This window comes from Pseudomonas sp. MF09156 (assembly GCF_059862305.1).
In genome coordinates, this window is the sequence record NZ_JCBCUR010000018.1 from 44560 (window position 1) to 64727 (window position 20168).

Below are 20168 nucleotides of genomic sequence, written 5' to 3' on the forward strand. Positions count from 1 at the left end.
CAAGTGGTGCTCGGAGCACCAGTCTCCTGAAATGTACAGTGGTGCTCGGAGCACCATTTACTGGGATGCAAATTCTCGAACCTTTTGAAGGATCTCGCTGAATACAGATCGCATAGAATCAATGGATTTGTTGGTTGCACCCTTCCAGACAATCAGCGGGACACCTTGATCTAACGCCTTGCCGTAGTCTTCTGAATAGTAGAGCTTTTCCTCAGCAACCCGTCCTGGAAACAGATCGTTCAGAACAACTAGGTTGTTCAGAATACGTTTGCGGTTACGAATGAACATCGTCGGAATCGCCAAAACAACCGGAGAACGGCGGTAAGCCTTCGCGAAACGAACCATCCATTCATTCAATCGCATCAATGCGCGGAAAGAGAACTTATCCATCCGGACAGGGCAAATAACGAAGTCACTTGCGACAATAGAGTTTTTAGTCAGGCGAGAAGCAGTAGGGGCATTGTCAAAAAGGATGACGTCATAGTTCGACGTATCAATGCCCTCGATCTCACCGTTTCGCGCGCGCTCCAACCAATCGGCGTACCAGAAATCCATATTATTCTCGGCGTCCAACGCGACAACTAGATCCTCAAGATATGCATCAGCAGGGATAAGATGAGGACCGTTTTCACCGAATGGTTTCTTCACAACCTGCGCAAAATTCAACGGTTCAAATTGCCTACCTCTGAGTTCGGGGCTCAGCAGGTTACCGAGGTTGCCATCAACATATCGGTCTGGCGGTATACCCATAGTTTCAAGGTCAGTTCTTGACAAATCTGGGTCATATCCCAACTCACTTGAGGAATCGCCCTGGGGATCGTTGTCGATGATTAGAACTCGGAGCCCTTGCATCTGAAGGGAGATGGCCAGGTTAACCGTCACTGTGGTTTTGCCTGTACCACCCTTAGGAACAAAGGTCGAAATCACCACTTGTCGTGATAAACCTTTGGCTTGACCTTTTGCTCTGCGTATCGCTGCAATGTCAAAGATGTCACTCAACGTGTAAGCGCGAGTAGGGACTGTTCCGCGTGGAATCCTACGGATTTCAAGACCGTTTTCATCTTCAATATCTTGCAGGCGACGAGTCGTTAATCCGAAGCAATCGGCCGCGAATTTAGGTGGGTAGAGGAGGGTGGAAAAATCGGTGTAATAGACCGATTCCTCTTCAAACTGCTCGCTTGACTGCTGCATGAAATTCCCTGCATGTGTTGAATACAGGTCAATCATAATCCTTAAAGCTGCTTTTTCAAGGAGAAAACACGGTACAGGGCTTTTTTAGGCTACTGAAACCGAACCTATGCACGTTTTTTTGAGCATCAAGTTCGGCTTTATTTCGGTTTTTGATTGCTTAGCCCGAATTACTGTTCAGGTGAAAAGGGGAGGGGAGACTACTGTTCTGGCTAAGCGTACTGTTGTTGAGCCAGGGTACGGGCGCGTTTGAAGTCTGCGCTGATGTAGTTGACTGTGAACTGAGAATCAAGAGGATGCGATTCAACAATCACCTCAGTCGTCCCGTACCTGAAAAAAATGTCCTCAGATCCTAGGCTCGATTGATCGCCAGTCATCTCAAGCTTGCTTCGCAAGCCTTCCACAACCTCTTCCAGATGTAGCTTGTCTGCTTTTACCGTAGCTACGTCTAGCACTCCCTTTGCGTTAAAGGCTAACTGGATGTCAGTAATACCCTCCATATTGATCTCCCACTCCGAAAGATTGAGTACGGGGCCACCCGTGTATGACGTACCAATCTTGTCAATAATGGTGTAGTGCTGCTGAACGTCGATGATCGTTGTAACGCCTACGGATAGACTTGCCGGCTCCGGTGCAATAGCAGCCATGCTTATCAGATAGGCAGCTACACCAGCGAAAGCAGCAGTATTCATTGGGATCCTCCAGGTCATGTTCGATTGGGACATTTTCGCTTCCCGTACCTGAAGAATGTGCTGCTTTCGAACCGCATTAGCGTCTGAAAAGCGGGAGTCTCGATTTTTTGATTAACGCAGTCTCGAGCGTCATTTCTCACGTTCAGCAAATCAGCTTTTCACTTTTAAAAGCCTTTTAATTGTTTTTATCTTGTTGTTCTCTTGTTTTTAGAACGCTGCAGGCCTTGTATTACGGGGCTTCCAGAGCATCATCGACTACTAATTGCGGTAAAGCGACTACAGATTCAGGCTTTGCGACTAAGGATTACGGCTAATACGACTACAGATTCCGGCTGCAACGACTACGGATTGCGGCCGTTATCCACAGCCCAAAACTCCTAATTCTGTCTTGGTCTATCGACTACAAATTGCGGCTGAATGGGTGGGTCTTACCACGGCACCCAGTTTTTAGGTTTTGATTTCAGGACAATTCTCGCACTGAAATTGAACAGCCAGTCGAGATTTACTCAAAAAACTCGCTAATTCACTGATTTATATAGGATTTATTTATAATAGGACCTGTACTGAATCAGTAGGAGCAAATTTCGCTTTCCACGCATCGGTCGGTCGAAACAAAGCCAATACGACAGCAGTAGGACCCAATCGACTACAAATTACGGCTACGTCTGTGAGCGGCCAGTATGTGTCGACTACAAATTACGGCTGCCCAATGACGGCTTGAAAGCCACCGGGTCGGGCATCTGTATCGGCTATTGACTACAAATTACGGCTATCACAATGGTCAATATTCGATCATCGACTACAAATTGCGGCTAATGTTTGTTCTCTGAATCACTCGATTGACTACAGATTACGGCTACTCTCTATCGACTACGGATTCTACGTATTGTGTAAAAGTCTAGATTCGACATCGCTGAAACGCCCGTATTTGTTAGCTTTGCGTTGGAGATCGCGCCGCGGGTATCGACTACAACGCATTCTCGATGTAGGGTTTGGCAACCTAGCGTAGGGCCAGTCATGTCCAATTTATCCAAGCCGAACAAGTCAGAACCAAAGCAACTCAGGGTTACTAAATCCAACACGTTGATTACGGCCTCGTATCGGCTAACACTCAACGAACAGCGTTTGATCTTGGCGGCCATTAGCAAGCTTGATCCCAGAAGGCCCATGCCTAAAAAGGTGTCGGTGTCTGCTGCAGACTATTCGGATATCTATGGAGTACAGCTCCGACACGCGTACGAGCAGATGAAAGTGGCTGCGGATGAGTTGTACGAGCGAGATATAAAAACCTTCGATGGATCTGGCATGGAGCGGAAGCGATGGGTTGACCGCGCTAAGTACCTGGATGGAGAGGGCAGGGTAGAGCTGTCATTTACGATCCACGTCATGCCATACCTATCGATGCTTTACAGCAAAGTGACCAGTTATGACCTGCGGCGTGTTGCATGCTTAGACTCGATCCACTCATTCCGCCTATTCGAAATGCTCATGCAGTTCCGCAAAACCGGTTGGGCATACATAGAGGTCGAGTCTTTACGGGTTGCGCTCGGTTTATCGGAGGCCTACCAACGATTCAATAACCTTCGCCAACGGGTAATCGACCCGGCCGTTGCTGAGCTCAAGGCGAAAAGTAATCTGGATGTTAGCTATGAGTTGAAAAGAGAAGGCCGAAAAGTAATAGCCATCAAATTCACCTTCTCCGACCTGGCACAGCTTGCGCTTAATCTAGAACTAGAACCTGAAGATCTTCCACCGCTTCCCGATTTTGACCACGAAGAGGAAAGTGAATGGCTGCTCAGTAGGTCGCTCGGAGAAATAGCTGAAGCCCAGGAAGCAGGGCTTCTGTTCGAGGTGTCTCCCGATGGCGCTGAACTGCCTAGCTAACAAGCCGTGGTCATTTGACGACCACTTGCTGCTTGAGCCGGCAGTAAGCGCGTTCTCTACTCAGGTAGCTGGAGGAGGGTAGTGCTCAGTTACAAGGGACAACAGTGAAGAGACTTCGACGCCAATGGCTGACGTCTGCGCTGGACGCTCGTCCAGCTAATTTGAGTTCTTCGAAAATTAGCAGCGCAAACGACATTGCAGCCTCGTCATCTTCGTGAAGGTTGACGATTACGATCGGGAACCGGTCACCATCGTCAGAATCCGGCCGTGCAATTGCGACGGTCTGAATTCCCCAGGAGTTACCGTCGTCGAAGGGCTCCACAATAAATCGGATCAGACGGATGATCCTACCGTTACGAATCAACTGGATTAGGTCGCAACAGAACAAATCTGTTTGGTTCTGCGGACAAAGTCTGCTGGCTGTCATTCTGTAGCTGCTCCCTTGATGTGTCTGAATCCTGTCAGCACTGCATAGAATCCCAAACTTCACCTTTCACATTGGTATGAGCAGTTTTAAAGGAGTGCGGGTGCATTCTGTGCTCCTGGTTGGGAATGGTTGAACGGCTTCGTCATAGATCAACAGCGGGGGTGTGAAAATGTCGAAAGGAAATCGCCTGTTCCGGGGGCCTGAAAGTCATGCTGCGGAAAAACTATCCAGGGATGCACTAGCGCCATTTCTGAAAGATAGAGGCTACGTTGTCATTGACGACAAGCGAATTCAAACGGGCGTAGCCACGCAACAGTTCATCGTCACCCGCACTCCTGATGGCCAGGTACTGAGTATGCGCGTCCGACTGTGCTGGAGGCGCGATGGACGAAATCCCAACGAGAAGAACTACTCAGCGGCTCAACTGGCGGCGCATCTGCGGTCGGGCGGATGGGATGCGACACTGGAGCACATCACCACCCGAGACACAAAGCGTGGGCTCACTCACAATCTGCTTTTACAGCGTGACGGAGGCGCAATTATCTTTGCCGCGCTCATTCCTATCGAAAGTCTCCACGATATCTGGAACCGCCAGCGAGAAGTCAGCGATGACTTACAACGCCGTGGCTTGAAGGGGCGAGCTCGGAAGAATCACGCACAAAATGGCACTAGCCCGACCCTATGGTTGCAGGATGACCGGACACCTGACGGACACGAGGTCGCCGATGCGCTGTGGCAGTGGCCCGGTGTGATCGATTTAGCCCAGCTTACTCCCCATGCAGTGAGGCCGGTACTGGTCGATGACACCTATGATGACTGCCCGACGCCGGACTACTCGACTCTGGGCCGGGATGAAGGCGAGCGTGTGCCCGTGCTTCGTTCGGAGGTTCGTCGCGATCCGCATGTACGTCGAGCTGTACTTGAAAGGGCCGGGTTTGCGTGCGAGCGTGAGAGTTGTGGTAAGAGCCGGGACTTCCCTGGCTTCCTGGATGTTCATCACATCTTAGGGGCCGAGAAGTCAGATCGTGTTTACAACTGTGTGGCCTTGTGCCCGTGCTGTCACCGCGAAGCGCACTATGCACCATATGCGGATGACCTCAACATGCAGCTACTTACATACGCCAAGAGGTTCGGCTGAACCACTCCACAGTGTGAGGGCCTCTACACCTGTGGGGCCAATGGATTAAGCGGCGGGAGGCAGTCCTCAAACTGTGTCTGGATAACTCGCATCGGCTTGATGCAGCAATCATTGCCAGTGAGGATCGCCGCGAGCATCCCCGTCATTGTCATCAATCCGTTGGAGTTCCGCAGAACTTGCAGTACGAGTTGGGTAGGATAGCCCTCCAGGTGCCGACGCAGCGGGTGAATGCCGCTGTGCACATAGGAGTTCATCGCCGACCAGGAAACGTCTTTGAACTGGATCAGCATAGATGAAGCCCCGACCGGAGCCTTCTTCACGATAGCCTCCATCATCTCCCCAATTTGGGGGAGTTTATTGGCTACCCGCGCGCTTTCCTCTGTCAGCGGTGCCATGAGCTTTTGGATGGCCAGGTCACTCGCAGCGTACAACATCCACATTGCCTTGGTGTGAGCTTCAAACTGGAGGCGTAGCGTCGACATAGCGGTGGTTGGACTGCCATGCTCGAACAGGATGCGTAGTGCCTGAGCGTGTTCTAGGGCGATTCCACAGGCAATCATTGCAGCCTCAAACCGCTCGCCGGGGTATGTGGGTTCGTCTTCGAGCAGTCGCAGGATCTCAGCCTGTAGAACAGCCGAGCGGGTGAGCATTTCCTCAAGCGGCATATTGCACTTCACTTATACGGTAGACAAAACCAGTATAGGGGCTGCTGGAACAGCCTCAAGGCGTACTTTTTCCGAACTTTGAAGGTCCCCTCCATGGTGCATGCAATACCACCCCTTCACTTAGTTTCGTGTAAATGGACTCAATCCCCTCGACTCTGGTTAACATGGTTGAGTTAGGTCTTAGGGTTGCCTCGATAAGGCCCTGAGTGAAGGGGTGGTATTATGTGGGGATCGGTATGACTCAATCTATTGTCTTGGCGTTCGAACGTCTCACTGCCGCGGTGACTGCCTTAAACGCAAAGTGGCCATCCCTTGTAGTAGCGGGGAGGGCTTGGCGAATCCCGCTTCTATCAGAGCAAAAAACTCCTTCTAATATCGCAGTTCAAAGCATCACAGGAATGGAAGCCATTACGGCGGCTATAACGGCATTTGGAGAGTTCGAACGTGATCTTGGCCAGGCTCCAGGAACCGTTATGCGCTTACCTGGTTACTTCGTGCTGTCAGGGTCGGTACTGGAGGAGGGAAGGGCAGTGAACCGCTGCAAGACCGCCTTGATGGAAGCGATCGAAGCTGAACGGGAGCTTCGCAACGTTGCTGTCAGCCGCCGCTCTCACATCATGCGCCAAGCCTTGGGTAAAAATTTCTCTCTCAATCAGCTCAAACGGGCAATCCAGGTCTTTGACGCTGCGCCAAGACAGATCACTTTCACCTGGGCCGGCCACACCTCAGGAAAAGAGCGTGTGACTGTCGCGCACGCGCGCGAGCTGCTGCTCGAGGAAGCTCATGAGCGATCTATGGCCACCGGTGAGCCTGTAGAAAGTAGTCCGCAGTGGGTCGATCTGCGCAGCATCGCGAACATGGCTGAAACTGACTTATTGGATGTGCCAAAGCAAATCGCGCCGCATCCGCGGGCAATGCTGTGGTTTTCAGAGAGCAGCCGCTATGACGCAATGCTGCACGCTAACCTTCCGTTTTTCGTTTTGGATGGGCAAAGCGTTGCGAGGGTTGTTTCTCTCAAGAATTTTGACCGAGATCTACGATCGGCAAGACGCTTCGACATGAAACAGCGGACGCCGGCACTCCCAGGAGGTCGATTTTTTGTTGCTGCGCCCGAGGATGAATGTGGAGACCCGAAATCTGATGCAGTAGACGCCGTGACCTCGACTTACCGAGAGTCGATAAGAACGAAACCGGCCGACTGAAAAATCCAGAAATATCAATATGTTACAGTTCGTTGAATGGTTGTTATGTTAAATTCGGTAGCAGCCTAATAATTAGGATGCGTCCTTTAGCCTCGCGCTTTGATGCTCTACCCAAATAGCTGGTGAACCACGTACGCTCTGCTGAGGCCGCTTGCATTCCGCCAGCTGCCTGAAATGGAGATCGAGAAGATGATGATTGATGGCGTTGAGAAACGAATTGAAGCCGGCGTGAATACGGCCCTGGACATGGTTGAGGTACTGGTTGCAGCTGGCCAGCCCCTCAAAGCTGCGATTGCCACCTCGCGAATACTCACGATGGAAGTTGTCCGCGAGTCTCTGGCAAAGAACCTGGCGAACAAAAGCGGCTCGGTGATTACTCACACCTTGGCCACTACGCCAGCCCATTCTGGTCCGGTACCGGCCCAGCACACTGCAAAAACGAAACAGCATCAGACCGTTGATTGATCATCGAGGCCGGCCGGGAGATCTTCACGATACACCCGGCCAGGCACGCAAAACTCGCTCCCTCACCTCACGCTTCCCGTCAGCACGGGCTGTAACGACCGCACAGCGCCCTGGAGGCTCAGGAAGGGTTAACCTGGCCCTGAAGGCTACAAAACCGCATATCCCCTCCGAACGGCCCTTATCGGCAGTTTCCGGCCCGTTTGAAACCCGCAGCTTCGGCGTCCGCAGCGCTCGCAAACTCTACCCGGTTGCGCGTTCCGACTTTTTCATAGCTCGGACAGCCCACTGGCAGGTGGTAAACATTGCTATTGCGGTTGCCAATCACCGGCGAAAGCGAGCTGGAGGCGTATCCACCAGATACCTGGTGCTGAACTGGTTCGCTCCGAATGGCCTGTGCCATTGTGCCCGCTCCCTTCACTCGCATACCGAGATTCCAGGATCTTTCACCTGTTACGAATGGGTTGCTATGCCCCATTACTCTGGCGATCCGCCGGTCACGCTCCTGTTCCCACGCGCTCACCGGGTATTGACGATCCCAGGCCATCAGCAACTGCTGTTGTGCTCTGGACATCGATAGCCCGTAACGGTCGTGCATGTAGAAGTAGATTCGGGCTACCGCGCCCTTCACCTGGTCGCGAGGCTCTGTCACGCGCTGCTGAAAATCTGTTCTGGTCGGGCAAGCGCCGTATTGCATCGGTGTTGAGGGTAAAACGCCATAGCGAAAATTGCTTCGGTCAGCATTGACCTCGCCAACACTCACCGCAAGGTTGTGCATGTTGGCTTCCATTTTGCGAAATACCGGATCGGTATCGATGCAGTTCTTGCGCCCCCCGTTCTGCCAACACTGCCGCTGGCTGCCGAAGGCGTATGCTGGCAAGACGTGCTCCCATTCGATGCGCTGCGCGCGATTCTCCTGAGCGCGGACTTCGTACCCGCACGAGGCGAAGTCCACACGGCCTCCGGATCGCCCTACCCACTTCCAGTCGCACCCACAGTAAAGATCGCCGGCTTCGCTGGTGTTGCGGTCGTAGTAGACCTTCTGGCGTAGCTCAACCTTGGCCTGCTCGAAGGTCGTAGGTGCGGAGGCAAGAGCGAAGTGAGACGTGGCCATCTGCATGGCCAAAAACATCATGAGGATCGATTTCACGGTCTTTTCCTTAAAACAAGGGTGATTCCAGGCTATTCAGGGGAAAAAAAACCCAAGCAAGGCTTGGGTTTGAGCGCTGCTCGCAGTAGCTACCGCAGCGGGGTAAGAAGCTCGCCAATGCGACGAACCCTGCGAAAGATAATTTGCGCGATCGATTCATGGCCCGTGGCAATGACACCAAACAACCCTGCCAGGAGAAGTGCCCAGAAGCTGTTGCGCTTCCAGTCGCTTGCCTCGGCCAAGGCACTCTGGCGATGCTGTTCGGCTCGATCAGAAAGAGACGGGCTTTCTGGGCCAAGCGCAGTTGCCTCGATGGCGTAGAGGTCGTCTCAGAAAACGGAAAATAAAGCACGCTAAGCCGGTTGCAATGGTCGTAGCGGCCTGAACTTGCCCGCGCCGATCTTGGCGCTGTTGCGCCAGAGGTAGTCGCCGGTCAGGTTGATGTATAGCTTAACCGGACACCTCGGCCGCTGTGCCTTTACTGCTTTTCGGTACAACCGTCAAGAACAGGCAGAGCGCTCCGATAGTTATCGCCACATCAGCGAGGTTGAAGGCGGGCCAGTGCACAAGCTGCCAATGGAAGTCGAGGAAATCGACAACCGATCCACGCAGCACACGATCCACGACATTGCCGAGCGCACCACCAAGGATCAGGCTGTAGCCCACCGCTTCGAGGCGTGGCCGCTGCTGGCACAGCATGCGTCCCAGCCAAGCAGAAACGACCAGGCCCAGCGTGATGAAAAAGTAACGTTGCCAGCCGCCAGCGTTCGCCAGAAAGCTGAATGCCGCGCCGGGATTCAGGACATGGACAATGTTGAAGAAGGTGCTGACTTCGACCTGTTCACCGTAGGCAAACGTGCGGGTGATGGCGAACTTTGCGAGCTGATCTGTCATGACAGCACTGGCGGCCACTGCGAACCAGACCCAAGTCGATGTGCGGCGAGCCGATTGCCACACAGGGGCGGCCAGCGGCATCAGCCACCCGGCGAGCGCCGTGCAACTCAATCCAAGTACCCACCCCGCCAGCACATCGGCAGGAAAGTGCATTCCGGCTGCGATGCGTGACCAACCGACCAATGCGGCGTACAACACCAAGCCGATGCGGCCACGACGGCCTATCAAAGGCCAGAGCGCGCCGACCACCAGCGCGGCATAGGTGGCATGCCCGCTGGGCAGGCTGTAGTGTCGTTCGATGCCCCCGATAACGCGCACCATGTCGCCAAAAACGGCAGGCGGGCGTGGAAAGTCGATCCATAGCTTCAAGATGGTGGCGACGAGAAATGCCAACGCAAAGGCCACGCTAAAGACTCTGAGTCTGTACCGGATGGCATCGGCCCGCGTTGGGTCAGGTGCCGACTTTGACCATCCCCACATCGCCAAGAGCATCAGTGGTGCAGTCCAGTAGTTGCCTATCACAAGGTTGAAGAACGATGCCAGCGGTTCCAGCGCTGCAGGTGTGCTCATGTTGATGGCTTGGAACAACGCGATGTTCAGACCACCCCAGTCGTAGAGAAAGAATTTCCAGCTCATTTGCGCAACAGCCTCAAGCCATTGCCAACGACGAGCAAGCTGGCCCCCATATCAGCAAACACCGCCATCCACATGGTCGCTTGACCCGTGAAGGTCAGCACCAGAAATACTGCCTTGATGCCAAGGGCCAGCACAATGTTTTGCATCAGCACCTGCGCCGTCGCACGCGACAGGCGCACGAAGGTCGGAATCTTGCCCAGGTTGTCGTCCATCAGGGCCACGTCAGCGGTCTCGATGGCGGTATCTGTGCCAGCCGCTCCCATGGCAAAGCCGATGTCCGCACGCGCCAAGGCCGGGGCATCGTTGATGCCATCACCGACCATGCCGACCTTGCCCTTTATGGCCAGTAGCTCAACTTCGCGCAGTTTGTCGTCTGGGAGCAGATTGCCTTGCGCACGGTCGATCCCGGCTTGTGCGGCAATGGCCTGTGCCGTGTGGGGGTTGTCGCCGGTCAGCATCATGGTGTTGATGCCCAGTGCATGAAGCTCGGCAATGGCGCTCCTGCTGCTTTCCTTGATGGTGTCCGCTACGGCAAATAAGGCATGAACCCCTTTTGCGCTGACCAACATCACGACAGTTTTACCCATGGTTTCCAGCGCCGCGATGCGCTGTTCCAGCTCGGGAGTACGCTGCCCCAGCTCTTCTAGCATCCGCTGGTTGCCAAGATGGTAGGTTTCACCGTTGATTTGGCCCTGCACACCCCGACCGGGCAGCGCGTTGAATTCGGCCACGTCGAGCAAGGCAACCCCGTCCGTCTGCGCGGCCTGTGCCACCGCTTTGGATACAGGATGGTCGGAGCGGGCTGCCAGACTGGCCGCGATGCTGCGGCTGTCCGAGGCGAGTGCATTGCCCCAGGTGACAAAATCGGTCTGTGCGGGCTTGCCGTGCGTGATCGTGCCGGTCTTGTCCAGAGCCAGCCAACGCAGCTTGCGGCCTTCTTCCAGATAGACGCCGCCCTTGATGAGGATGCCGTGGCGGGCGGCGGCGGCCAAGCCGCTGACGATACTGACCGGCGTAGAGATCACCAGCGCGCAGGGACAGGCGACCACCAGCAGAACCAATGCACGGTAGATCCAGTCGAGCCATGCCGCACCCATGAACAGCGGCGGCAACAACGCGACGGCGATGGCTAGGGCGAACACGATGGGTGTGTACCAGCGGGCGAACTGATCGACAAAACGCTGAGTCGGCGCACGGCTCCCCTGAGCAGCCTCTACGGCGTGAATGATGCGGGCCAGTGTGGAGTTGCTGGCCACGGCGGTGACGCGATACTCGAATGACCCGGATTCGTTGATGGTGCCTGCGAACACCGGGTCACCGGGGGATTTTTCGACCGGGAGGCTTTCGCCCGTGATCGGGGCTTGGTTGACTGTAGAACGGCCTTCAAGCACCTCACCATCAAGGGCGATGCGCTCACCCGGTTTGACCCGGACGCGGCTGCCAATGGCGATTTGCTTTGCGCTCACCTCGCGCCATGTGCCGTCAGCCTGTTGCACTGTGGCCTGTTCCGGGGTCATGTCGAGCAGGCCACGGATTGCGTTGCGAGCGCGATCCAGCGACTTGGCTTCGATCACTTCGGCCAGCGCGAAGAGCACCATCACCATCGCCGCTTCGGGCCAGTGACCGATCAACATGGCACCCGTGACGGCAATCGACATCAGGGCGTTCATGTTGAGATTAAGGTTCTTGAGCGCGATCCAACCCTTTTTGTAGGTGGAGAGGCCACCTGTGAAGACCGAAACGAGCGCCAGAACGACAACCGACCAATGATTGCCGTTGTGGAGCCAGTAGACCGCCTCGGCTGCCAATGCAGTGAGCAAGGAGATGCCTAGCGGCCACCAGTTGGTCGGCGTGATCACGGGGGAAGCGGATGGCGATGCGGACTCTGCGGTGTCCATCACCTGCGCCTCAAATCCAAGCGCTTGCAATGCCGCGAGCACGTTGGGCAGAACCTGATCGGCATGACGCACCGACAGCGTGCGTTGCATCAGGTTGAAATCGAGATCGGCAACCCCGGCGACTGTGCCGAGCTTGTTGCGGATCAACGCCTCTTCGGTCGGGCAATCCATCTTGGCAATGGACAGCTTGGTCGTTTTTTCGGTCGATGCCTGATCCATGCGCACGGCTTGCATGCCGATGGCGGCTAGCGCCTGCTCAACGGGTGACAGCGAAGGCAGTTCGTGCCGAACGGCCAAAGTACGCTGCATCAGGTTGAATTCAAGACCTGCCACACCCGCCAGCCCGGCCAGCTTGCTTCGGATCAGCGCCTCTTCCGTGGGGCAATCCATGTTCTCGATGCGGTACACCGCTTGAGCCGATTCGGTTGTCTGCGGGGCTTGTGTCGGGGGTTGGATGATCGGCCCAGCCGAGCAGCCACACCCTTTTGAAGCGCATTCGCTCATGGATAACTCCTTTAAATCGTCTGTACAGCCTCCATTAAAATCTCTATAGTCGCTATAGAGTCAAGCGATAAATGGAGATTGAGGCATGGAAATCAGAATTGGCGACCTCGCCAAGCGCTCTGGATGCGAGGTCGTGACCATCCGCTACTACGAGAAGGAAGGGCTACTGCCGAAGCCAGCGCGAAGCGGTGGCAACTTCCGGTTGTATGGTGAGGCGCACATTGAGCGCTTGCAATTCATCCGTCATTGCCGTTCGCTCGACATGACGTTGAGCGAGATTCGCGCATTGCTGGGTCTGCGAGACAACCCGATGCAGGACTGTGGGGAGGTCAACACGCTGCTGGAGGCCCATATTCAACAGGTGGAAATGCGTGTGTCCGCGCTGTTGCAGTTAAAGCGGCACTTGGTTGATTTGCGCGAGAAGTGTTCTGGCTCTCGATCTGTAGAGGCGTGCGGCATTTTGCAAGGGTTGGGCAATTGCAATTGCCATGATGAAAGTGCCACGAACAGTCAAACATCTGGGTAAGTAAGGGCTTCGCGTGCTTTATTTTCCGTTTTCTGAGGCGACCCCACGTTAGATCGCCCCCCCTCCCCGCGTTAAATCGCACCCCCCCTAAACCTGTAAGGTTCTGCCTTTAAGTCTTTCCGATAACTTTTGCTGGTAGCAAGAGACCCGCGCGCTGTGGAAAACCTGGTTTGGAGGCCCACGGCCAAGGAAGAAAATTCGAGCGGCCCTAGCGGGCCGTGCAATGGCCGCCTGCGCAGCCCCGCAAGCGGGCCTGACTGGTCGGCATCGAGGGGCGCGCAAGCGCGCTATACGTGACCCCGCCTTGCGGGGTAGACCAGGCCCCCAGGGCTGCGCCCTCGTAGTCGGCTTAGGCCGACTACTCACCCCAACCTTCAACAGCCCTCCAGTGCGACGGCCGGAGCGCGTGGGCATGTGTTCGGCGGGCTACGGAGTTCGGGCCGCTTAGGCGGCCCGAAGCCCTACCGGGCCGGCTCCTACCGCCTCACCCGACAGTCCCCCGGACTGTCGGGCTTCGCACGTTATGCCCCCGAACCACCGTCGGTGGCTCGCCAAGGCTGCGAATACGGCTTACAAGGAAAGGGGTTCCAAGGGTGGTGCGTTTTGCCACCGTGGAGCCACCAGAACGGCCGTAGGCGCGATGAATTGACCCGGCGCATACCAACAGGCCACCGGCACCCGCGAACGGGCCTATGAGCGGAAATCCGTTTCGCTCAATGTCGCCAGGCCCACACCCCCGCGACGGCGACCAGGCCGAGGGCAACAAGCAGCATCGCGCCGAGGGGGTGGCGGTCCATGGTTTCGACCAGGCGCACCAGATCAGAGTAAGTCGGCAGCTTCATCGAGCGTTCTCCACCCGGGGTCTCCTCGTTTTCAGTGCAATAAGTGACGGTACGCAAAGCTAGCACTGGCGCGGGGGTGGTCTGGGTAGACCGTTGATTTCATTGACTTTCCTGTTCGCTTTGTAAACGGGTATGGTGGCCTCCCACTTTTGAGGTTCACGATGCAGGGTTGGCACACAACGTTTTTGGGGATGCGTGGGCTCCCCCGCGATATCAGCGACTTCGAGATGAAGGCATTTTTCACCTTCGATGGTGCCGAGCGCGACGCAATCAATGCACGCCGAGGTGATTCCCACAAGCTTGGTCTGGCGCTCCATATTGGTTTCCTGCGCATGAGTGGGCGTTTGCTCGGTGCCTTTCGGGTAATTCCAGTAGCCTTGTGGCGCCACCTTGGCAACGAGCTTGGCATTGCAGCACCAGAAGTCGCCTCGCTGAGAGCCATGTATGAACGCGGGCGCACGCTATTCGATCACCAACAAGTAGCCTGCACGGTCCTTGGATTCCAGTGGATGAGCGAGCACCAGCGCCGCTCACTGGTACGTGAACTGCGCGACGAAGTGGCGCGCTGCGCCGACCGCGATCAGCTACTCGTGCGGGCGCGTCAATGGCTGTACAAGAACAAGCTGGTGATCGTGCACGAGCGGGCAATTCGGACACTGATTGCGGCGGCACTTGCCCAGCTTGAAGTTGAAACAGGCACCGCCATCGCCGCCAGCGTTGATCCAGCAACACTTGATCGCTGGCGAGCCTCAGTTTCAGAGCTGCGCCCAGATGGACAAACCCAGCAGAGTTGGCTATGGGCTGCACCGGCGAAACACTCAACCCGCCAAATCAGCGAGGTACTGGAGCGCATCGACCTGCTTTACACGCTGGACGTTCATAAGCACCTGGCAGACATCCCCGATCTCATCTTGCGCCGCTACGCGCGCCGACTTGTCTCCAGGCCGCCCTCAGCCGGAGCCAAGATCAAAGAGCCAGCGCGCACCGTGGAGGTCGCATGCTTTCTTCGGTATTGCCTGTTCACCACCACAGACCAGTTGATCCTTATGGTGCAGCGCCGGATCGCCGATCTGTGGCGTCAGGCTGCCGCCGATGTCCCCGCTACCGTCAATTGGGCCGCAATGTACAAAACGCTGCTCGGCGAACTTGTTGCCTTGAGCGCGCAAGGTGCGGTGCCAGATGCTGAGTTGCGTGCCCGTCTTGAAGCCTTGATCACCGAAACCCAGAAACGCAAACCACCGAGCAGGGCCTCCCTGGTCCGCGAGGGATTGATTGATGGAATTCGCCCCGTGCGGTCGTTGCTCGTCGCCATTGCAAAGCTGCCCTGGCAGGCCACCGGCGAGCATCCTGCCATCGAGTACCTTGCCAAGCTGCAAGCTTTATATCTCAAAGGATCCAGAAAGCTGCCAGTTGAAGTGGTGGCACCAAGTCTGGGAATGATCTGGCAGGTTTCGATCTCCAGCCCAGACCGGGAACGGGCGTTTCAGGCGTTGGAGGTGGCCACCCTGTTTGCCCTGCGCCGCGCGGTGCGCAATGGCTCGGTCTGGATTGAGCACAGCCTGAGCTTTCGGGGTCGTGCGCGCTTGTTCTTCACGGACGAGCGTTGGCAGGCAGAGTCCAAGAAACACTATGCCCGTCTATCGTTACCCAGCAAGGCTGCCACTTTCTTGAAGCCTTTGCTGGCCAGAGTAACTGCCGGTGTCGATGCGGTGGCCGCTGCAGCCCGCAGTGGCGTACTGCGCGTGGATGATGAACTCCATTTGTCGCCATTGCCCGCAGAGGACGAAGACCCAGAAGTGACCAAGCTGCGCGCGGCTTTGGATCACCGCATCGGTGAGGTTCAATTGCCGGAAGTGATTCTGGCCGTTGACGCCCAGGTGCGCTTTAGCTGGATCATGCTCGGACGTGAGCCGCGCTCTACCGACGAGCTGCTGATGGTCTATGCCGGCATCATGGCCCACGGCACCAGTCTGACTGCGGTCGAATGCGCGCGCATGATTCCGCAATTGTCTGCCACCAGCATTCGCCAGGCCATGCGCTGGGCGCGGGACGAACGGCGTCTGAGCCAGGCCTGCCAGGCTGTGCTGGAATTCATGCAGCGACACCCGATTGCCGCCACCTGGGGGCGGTCCGATTTGGCATCTTCTGACATGATGAGCATGGAGACCACCAAACGGGTGTGGCAAGCCCGGCTTGATCCTCGGCGCAACACACCTTCCATTGGAATCTACTCCCATGTAAAAGACCGGTGGGGCATCTTCCATGCGCAGCCCTTTGTGCTCAATGAGCGCCAGGCGGGCGTGGCCATTGAAGGTGTCATCCGCCAAGAAAAGCTGGAGACCAGCCAGCTTGCTGTGGATACCCATGGCTACACCGACTTTGCCATGTCACATGCCCGTTTGCTTGGTTTTGATCTTTGCCCGCGGTTGAAGGAACTCAAACAGCGCCACCTCTTTGTGCCACGCGGCACCAAAGTGCCCGCAGAAATCGCTGCGGTGTGCGAAGCCAATGTCGACGTCGCTTTGATCGAAAAGCATTGGGATAGTCTGGTGCACCTGGCAGCCTCGGTCATGAGCGGACATGCCAGTGCGGTGGCAGCTCTTGCGCGGTTCGGTTCTGCCGCCCAGGGCGATCCAATCTATGAGGCTGGCGTGCAATTGGGGCGGTTGCTGCGTACGGCGTTTTTGGCTGACTACTTTGTCAAGGACGCTTTCAGGAACGAGTTGCGCCGGGTGCTCAATCGGGGCGAGGCTGTTAACGCCCTCAAGCGCGCCATTTATACCGGCCGGATCAGCCCGGCGCAGGCCAAACGTGTCGATGAAATGCAGGCTGTGGCCGATGCGTTGAGCCTGATGGCCAACATCGTGATGGCGTGGAATACCTCACAGATGCAGGCGGTCCTGGATCGCTGGTCGAACCGCCGCCAGGTCATTCCACCGGAACTGATCGGGAAGATTGCGCCCACCAGGCTGGAGAGCATCAACTTGCGGGGTGTGTTTCGCTTCCCGGTTGACCGCTATGCTGACCAAATCCTGCCTTCGCGGCCAAATGCATCGATAACTGGCACCAATGGATGAAACCGACCACGGTTTGACGCCACGAATCGCAGATTTGAAAGTGAACAGGAAAGTCAATGAAATCAACGATCTACCAACACCACCTCCGCGCCAGTGCTAGCTTTTCGTACCGTCACTTATTGCACTGAAAACGAGGAGACCCCGTGCTGGGCTGGTAAGCCTGTCGCGCCGGTCTGTCGACTTAGCCATAGGCTTATGCGCTGGCATACAATGCGAAGCATATTTTTTGCCTATAGGTGGTGATGCAATGCTGTTACGGCATCTGCGGTATTTGTTGGCGGTTGCTGATCACGGTGGCTTCACGCGCGCGGCAGAGGCGTTGCACGTTTCCCAGCCGACTTTGTCGCAACAGATTCGCCAACTGGAAGAGACGCTCGGCGTCAGCCTGTTCGACCGAACTTCGCGCACGGTCAAACCCACTGATGCGGGTCTGGCCTATATCGAATCCGCCCGCCGGGTGCTGGTGGAGTTGGCGGCGGGGAAGCGGGCGCTGCATGACGTTAAGGATTTGTCCCGTGGCTCGCTCAGGCTGGCCATGACCCCAACCTTTATGGCCTACCTGGTCGGGCCACTGATCCGCGATTACATCGCGCTGTATCCGAATATCCATTTGCAGATATTCGAGTTGTCGATGGACGACATCGAAACGGGGCTGGCCAATGATTCGCTGGATATCGCGATTGCATTTGATCAAGTCAGAAACGCTGACATCGAGTCGATTCCGGCGTTTATCGAAACCTTGGGGCTGATGGTTGGGCGTGATCACCCGCTCTATGAAGCTCAGACCACGCTGACTACCGATCAGCTGGCGCAGCTGGAGTTTGCCCTGCTGACCCCCGATTTTGTGACCCGCACCTGCATTGATGAGTTCTTCGCGACAGCGCGGATCACGCCCAAGGTGGTGATTGAGGTCAACTCGGTGAATACCCTGCTCGAGGTTATTCGGCACACCGCCGTTGCCACGATTTTGCCGGAAGCCATTGCCACGCAAGACCGCGCGTTGCGCAAGCTTGCATTAGTGGCCGAAGCGCCCCAGCGCGGGGCCGCGCTGCTGCGGCGTAAAAATAACTACCACAGCGCTGCATCAGACGCCTTTACCCGCTTAATGCTGGGGGCGATGAAGGAGGGCACGCCCGGGCGCGAATAGCGCGCCAGCCGTTAGCGAAACAGGTAAGCGGCCTGTGACAGCCGCTGCAGTTGAGCACTGGGGTAAAAATCTTTAACAGGCAACCGGGTTTCAAGCGGCAACGGCTGAGCGAGCATGCACGGCGCAGGTCGCTGGGTAGTCGGCCAATGCCTTGAAGGAGCGGTTATCGTCGTCCAGCGCGTCGATTGAGCCGCTTTCAATGTCGTAGACCCAGCCATGCAGGTTCAACACACCTTTTTCTTGAGCCAGGCGCACGCTCGGGTGGGTTTGGATGTTCGCCAGTTGGGCGATGACATTTTCCCGCACCATTGAGCTGACTTTGGCCGCGTCATTGGCATGCACACGCGACTCGTTGATGACCTTCGCCGACTCGGCATGCTGCAACCAGCCGCTTACAGCGGGCAGGTGGTCCATGCATTTACACGTGGCGACCGCGGTCATGGCGCCGCAATCGGAGTGGCCGCAAATAACGATATCGGTCACCCCCAGTACCGCGACGGCATACTCGACCGTCGCCGACACGCCACCCGGATGCGGGCTGTAGGACGGCACAATATTGCCGGCGTTACGAATCACGAACAGTTCCCCGGGTTCTTGTTGCGTCAGCAGTTCCGGCACCACGCGGCTATCGGAGCAGGTGATAAATAAGGTGCCTGGGTGCTGGGTGGTCGCCAGGTGTTTGAATAGGTCGGAGCGTTGTGGGAACGCTTCGCTCTGAAACTTCAGAAATCCGTCAATAAGCGCTTGCATAGGATGTACCTGTAAAAATCTGCTGGATTGTTGGGCTATGAGTCGCTGCAGCCGGTGCCATACAGGCGGTATTGCAGAACATGGACGTCACCCTGTGAGTCACGGTAGGTCATTTCGGCTGGCGTCGGCCCGCAGGTGTCGGCAGCCGAAGTCATGCGTATCACCTTGGCGATGTCTAAGTGCATGCCGTATGTGTAGGCAACGGCTGGCGCTGGCGTGACTGGTTCTTCGGCGTAAGCCGACAGCGAGGCTGCCAGTGACAGGCCTAAAAGTAGGATTTTGTTCATGAGCCATCCTCCGCATAAATGGGTGGCAGTGGGGATCAGGTCAATTTTGGGATCGGGCCCGCAGGGAGCGGGCCGATTCAGGGACGCGGCGAGGTTAGAACGGGCGCAGGGGCAGGAATTTGCCATCCAGAGTGATCACTGCGCGGGAACCGCCTTCGGGGTCCTCGACCTTCTTCATGTCCAGCTTGAAGTTGATCGCGCTGATGATGCCGTCGCCAAACTGCTCATGCACCAGGGCTTTCAGCGTGGTGCCGTAGATCTGGATCATTTCGTAAAAGCGGTAGATGGTCGGGTCGGTCGGAATGCCCGAGAGGCTGCCGCGCAGTGGGATGATTTGCAGGCGGGCTACCGCATCGGCATCCAGTTCAAGCTTGTCGCCAATCACTTTAGCTGCGCTTTCCGGCAGTGGGTGCTGGCCGAGCAGGGCGGCGGTGACGTAAGCCAAGCCAAGCCCGGTGCCGTCAGCCAGGTCCTGCCAGGACAGGTTTTTGCGCGCCTTGGCATCCAGCACTTCGGTGGTCAGGGCGAGGCTTGGGTCGTTGTAAGCGTGCGACTGTTGCATGGTGTGGCTCCTATCGGGGTTGCTTGGTGTGAAGCAATGATCGGCCGATAGATGCATGGCGTCAAAGACTGATATGCAATGCTTTGTATAAGTACTGCCTATAGATGCAGGCGCAGGCGGGCGGTAGCGCTGAAGCGCAACTCAGGCTGCAGATGCCATGGGACGCAGGGCTAAATTGGCGGGTGGAGGTGAGGTGGTAGCTGCCTTTGCGGGCGTAATAAGGCCGGCGCCTGGCCC

Annotated in this window: 17 protein-coding genes; 7 read left to right on the forward strand and 10 right to left on the reverse strand. The window is 56.3% G+C overall.

Translation table 11 applies throughout. The features are described from left to right. Positions 1 to 57: 57 nt before the first annotated feature. Together AC19YY_RS26125 and AC19YY_RS26130 are read right to left on the reverse strand one after the other, a co-directional pair. Positions 58 to 1191 (reverse strand): ParA family protein, encoded by a 1134-nt coding sequence (locus AC19YY_RS26125; protein WP_076965348.1) that lies wholly within the window; start codon positions 1189 to 1191, stop codon positions 58 to 60. A gap of 209 nt (positions 1192 to 1400) precedes the next feature. Continuing rightward, a complete protein-coding gene (locus AC19YY_RS26130) occupies positions 1401 to 1880 on the reverse strand; it encodes a hypothetical protein (RefSeq protein WP_169899440.1) in 480 nt (159 codons plus the stop codon). A 1017-nt stretch (positions 1881 to 2897) separates the two neighbouring features. On the opposite strand from AC19YY_RS26130, the gene AC19YY_RS26135 reads away from it, so the two are divergent. Both AC19YY_RS26135 and AC19YY_RS26140 read left to right on the forward strand, forming a co-directional pair. After that, positions 2898 to 3764 (forward strand): replication initiation protein, encoded by an 867-nt coding sequence (locus AC19YY_RS26135; RefSeq protein WP_076965359.1) that lies wholly within the window; start codon positions 2898 to 2900, stop codon positions 3762 to 3764. A gap of 596 nt (positions 3765 to 4360) precedes the next feature. After that, complete coding sequence (locus AC19YY_RS26140) at positions 4361 to 5329, forward strand: HNH endonuclease signature motif containing protein (RefSeq protein WP_169899442.1); 969 nt, start codon at positions 4361 to 4363, stop codon at positions 5327 to 5329. A gap of 23 nt (positions 5330 to 5352) precedes the next feature. On the opposite strand, the gene AC19YY_RS26145 is transcribed toward AC19YY_RS26140, so the two are convergent. Continuing rightward, positions 5353 to 5994, reverse strand: a complete 642-nt coding sequence (locus AC19YY_RS26145) for a DUF6988 family protein (protein ID WP_076964878.1) — start codon at positions 5992 to 5994, stop codon at positions 5353 to 5355. A gap of 236 nt (positions 5995 to 6230) precedes the next feature. Here AC19YY_RS26145 and AC19YY_RS26150 point away from each other — a divergent pair, with 236 nt between their 5' ends. Together AC19YY_RS26150 and AC19YY_RS26155 are read left to right on the forward strand one after the other, a co-directional pair. Next, positions 6231 to 7196 carry a DNA replication terminus site-binding protein gene (locus tag AC19YY_RS26150; protein WP_076964880.1) on the forward strand — a complete coding sequence of 322 codons (966 nt, stop codon included), beginning with the start codon at positions 6231 to 6233 and terminating at the stop codon, positions 7194 to 7196. Between the two features lie 174 nt (positions 7197 to 7370). Further along, positions 7371 to 7661, forward strand: coding sequence for a hypothetical protein (locus tag AC19YY_RS26155; RefSeq protein ID WP_011077912.1), 291 nt, complete (start codon positions 7371 to 7373; stop codon positions 7659 to 7661). Positions 7662 to 7839: 178 nt separating this feature from the next. Here AC19YY_RS26155 and AC19YY_RS26160 read toward each other — a convergent pair whose 3' ends face one another. The 3 genes from AC19YY_RS26160 to AC19YY_RS26170 all read right to left on the reverse strand — a co-directional run bounded on the left by AC19YY_RS26160 (position 7840) and on the right by AC19YY_RS26170 (position 12740). Then, a complete protein-coding gene (locus AC19YY_RS26160) occupies positions 7840 to 8793 on the reverse strand; it encodes an endonuclease (RefSeq protein ID WP_454827405.1) in 954 nt (317 codons plus the stop codon). Positions 8794 to 9258: 465 nt separating this feature from the next. After that, positions 9259 to 10338, reverse strand: coding sequence for a signal peptidase II (gene lspA, locus AC19YY_RS26165; RefSeq protein WP_078365540.1), 1080 nt, complete (start codon positions 10336 to 10338; stop codon positions 9259 to 9261). Continuing rightward, positions 10335 to 12740 carry a heavy metal translocating P-type ATPase gene (locus AC19YY_RS26170; RefSeq protein WP_454827299.1) on the reverse strand — a complete coding sequence of 802 codons (2406 nt, stop codon included), beginning with the start codon at positions 12738 to 12740 and terminating at the stop codon, positions 10335 to 10337. The genes lspA and AC19YY_RS26170 overlap by 4 nt, the downstream gene beginning before the upstream one ends. Before the next feature lie 85 nt (positions 12741 to 12825). Here AC19YY_RS26170 and cadR point away from each other — a divergent pair, with 85 nt between their 5' ends. Next, positions 12826 to 13266, forward strand: coding sequence for a Cd(II)/Pb(II)-responsive transcriptional regulator (gene cadR / locus AC19YY_RS26175; RefSeq protein ID WP_454827301.1), 441 nt, complete (start codon positions 12826 to 12828; stop codon positions 13264 to 13266). Between the two features lie 713 nt (positions 13267 to 13979). Here the strand turns inward: cadR and AC19YY_RS26180 are convergent. Continuing rightward, a complete protein-coding gene (locus AC19YY_RS26180; RefSeq protein WP_454827302.1) occupies positions 13980 to 14108 on the reverse strand; it encodes a hypothetical protein in 129 nt (42 codons plus the stop codon). A 161-nt stretch (positions 14109 to 14269) separates the two neighbouring features. Between AC19YY_RS26180 and AC19YY_RS26185 the strand changes: the two genes are divergently transcribed. Together AC19YY_RS26185 and cynR are read left to right on the forward strand one after the other, a co-directional pair. Next, positions 14270 to 17185 carry a Tn3-like element IS1071 family transposase gene (locus AC19YY_RS26185; protein ID WP_003049965.1) on the forward strand — a complete coding sequence of 972 codons (2916 nt, stop codon included), beginning with the start codon at positions 14270 to 14272 and terminating at the stop codon, positions 17183 to 17185. A 247-nt stretch (positions 17186 to 17432) separates the two neighbouring features. Continuing rightward, entirely contained in the window at positions 17433 to 18332 is a 900-nt protein-coding gene (gene cynR, locus AC19YY_RS26190) for a transcriptional regulator CynR (RefSeq protein ID WP_454827305.1), read from the forward strand. A 90-nt stretch (positions 18333 to 18422) separates the two neighbouring features. Here the strand turns inward: cynR and AC19YY_RS26195 are convergent, their stop codons facing one another. The 3 genes from AC19YY_RS26195 to cynS form a co-directional block, all read right to left on the reverse strand. Next, positions 18423 to 19082, reverse strand: coding sequence for a carbonic anhydrase (locus tag AC19YY_RS26195; protein WP_322948444.1), 660 nt, complete (start codon positions 19080 to 19082; stop codon positions 18423 to 18425). Between the two features lie 35 nt (positions 19083 to 19117). After that, on the reverse strand, positions 19118 to 19369 hold the full coding sequence (locus tag AC19YY_RS26200; protein ID WP_322948445.1) for a DUF2790 domain-containing protein: 252 nt from the start codon (positions 19367 to 19369) through the stop codon (positions 19118 to 19120). A 94-nt stretch (positions 19370 to 19463) separates the two neighbouring features. Continuing rightward, on the reverse strand, positions 19464 to 19931 hold the full coding sequence (cynS, locus tag AC19YY_RS26205; RefSeq protein ID WP_322948446.1) for a cyanase: 468 nt from the start codon (positions 19929 to 19931) through the stop codon (positions 19464 to 19466). Between the last annotated feature and the right edge of the window lie 237 nt (positions 19932 to 20168).

Bases quoted from the DNA above. Each gene is read 5' to 3' on its own strand.
- AC19YY_RS26140 (WP_169899442.1), top strand. From the start codon at position 4,361: ATGTCGAAAGGAAATCGCCTGTTCCGGGGGCCTGAAAGTCATGCTGCG.
- cynS (WP_322948446.1), bottom strand. From the start codon at position 19,931: ATGCAACAGTCGCACGCTTACAACGACCCAAGCCTCGCCCTGACCACC.
- AC19YY_RS26135 (WP_076965359.1), top strand. From the start codon at position 2,898: ATGTCCAATTTATCCAAGCCGAACAAGTCAGAACCAAAGCAACTCAGG.
- AC19YY_RS26130 (WP_169899440.1), bottom strand. From the start codon at position 1,880: ATGAATACTGCTGCTTTCGCTGGTGTAGCTGCCTATCTGATAAGCATG.
- AC19YY_RS26180 (WP_454827302.1), bottom strand. From the start codon at position 14,108: ATGAAGCTGCCGACTTACTCTGATCTGGTGCGCCTGGTCGAAACCATG.
- AC19YY_RS26195 (WP_322948444.1), bottom strand. From the start codon at position 19,082: ATGCAAGCGCTTATTGACGGATTTCTGAAGTTTCAGAGCGAAGCGTTC.
- AC19YY_RS26170 (WP_454827299.1), bottom strand. From the start codon at position 12,740: ATGAGCGAATGCGCTTCAAAAGGGTGTGGCTGCTCGGCTGGGCCGATC.
- cadR (WP_454827301.1), top strand. From the start codon at position 12,826: ATGGAAATCAGAATTGGCGACCTCGCCAAGCGCTCTGGATGCGAGGTC.
- AC19YY_RS26125 (WP_076965348.1), bottom strand. From the start codon at position 1,191: ATGCAGCAGTCAAGCGAGCAGTTTGAAGAGGAATCGGTCTATTACACC.
- AC19YY_RS26160 (WP_454827405.1), bottom strand. From the start codon at position 8,793: ATGATGTTTTTGGCCATGCAGATGGCCACGTCTCACTTCGCTCTTGCC.
- cynR (WP_454827305.1), top strand. From the start codon at position 17,433: ATGCTGTTACGGCATCTGCGGTATTTGTTGGCGGTTGCTGATCACGGT.
- AC19YY_RS26150 (WP_076964880.1), top strand. From the start codon at position 6,231: ATGACTCAATCTATTGTCTTGGCGTTCGAACGTCTCACTGCCGCGGTG.
- lspA (WP_078365540.1), bottom strand. From the start codon at position 10,338: ATGAGCTGGAAATTCTTTCTCTACGACTGGGGTGGTCTGAACATCGCG.
- AC19YY_RS26145 (WP_076964878.1), bottom strand. From the start codon at position 5,994: ATGCCGCTTGAGGAAATGCTCACCCGCTCGGCTGTTCTACAGGCTGAG.
- AC19YY_RS26200 (WP_322948445.1), bottom strand. From the start codon at position 19,369: ATGAACAAAATCCTACTTTTAGGCCTGTCACTGGCAGCCTCGCTGTCG.
- AC19YY_RS26185 (WP_003049965.1), top strand. From the start codon at position 14,270: ATGCAGGGTTGGCACACAACGTTTTTGGGGATGCGTGGGCTCCCCCGC.
- AC19YY_RS26155 (WP_011077912.1), top strand. From the start codon at position 7,371: ATGGAGATCGAGAAGATGATGATTGATGGCGTTGAGAAACGAATTGAA.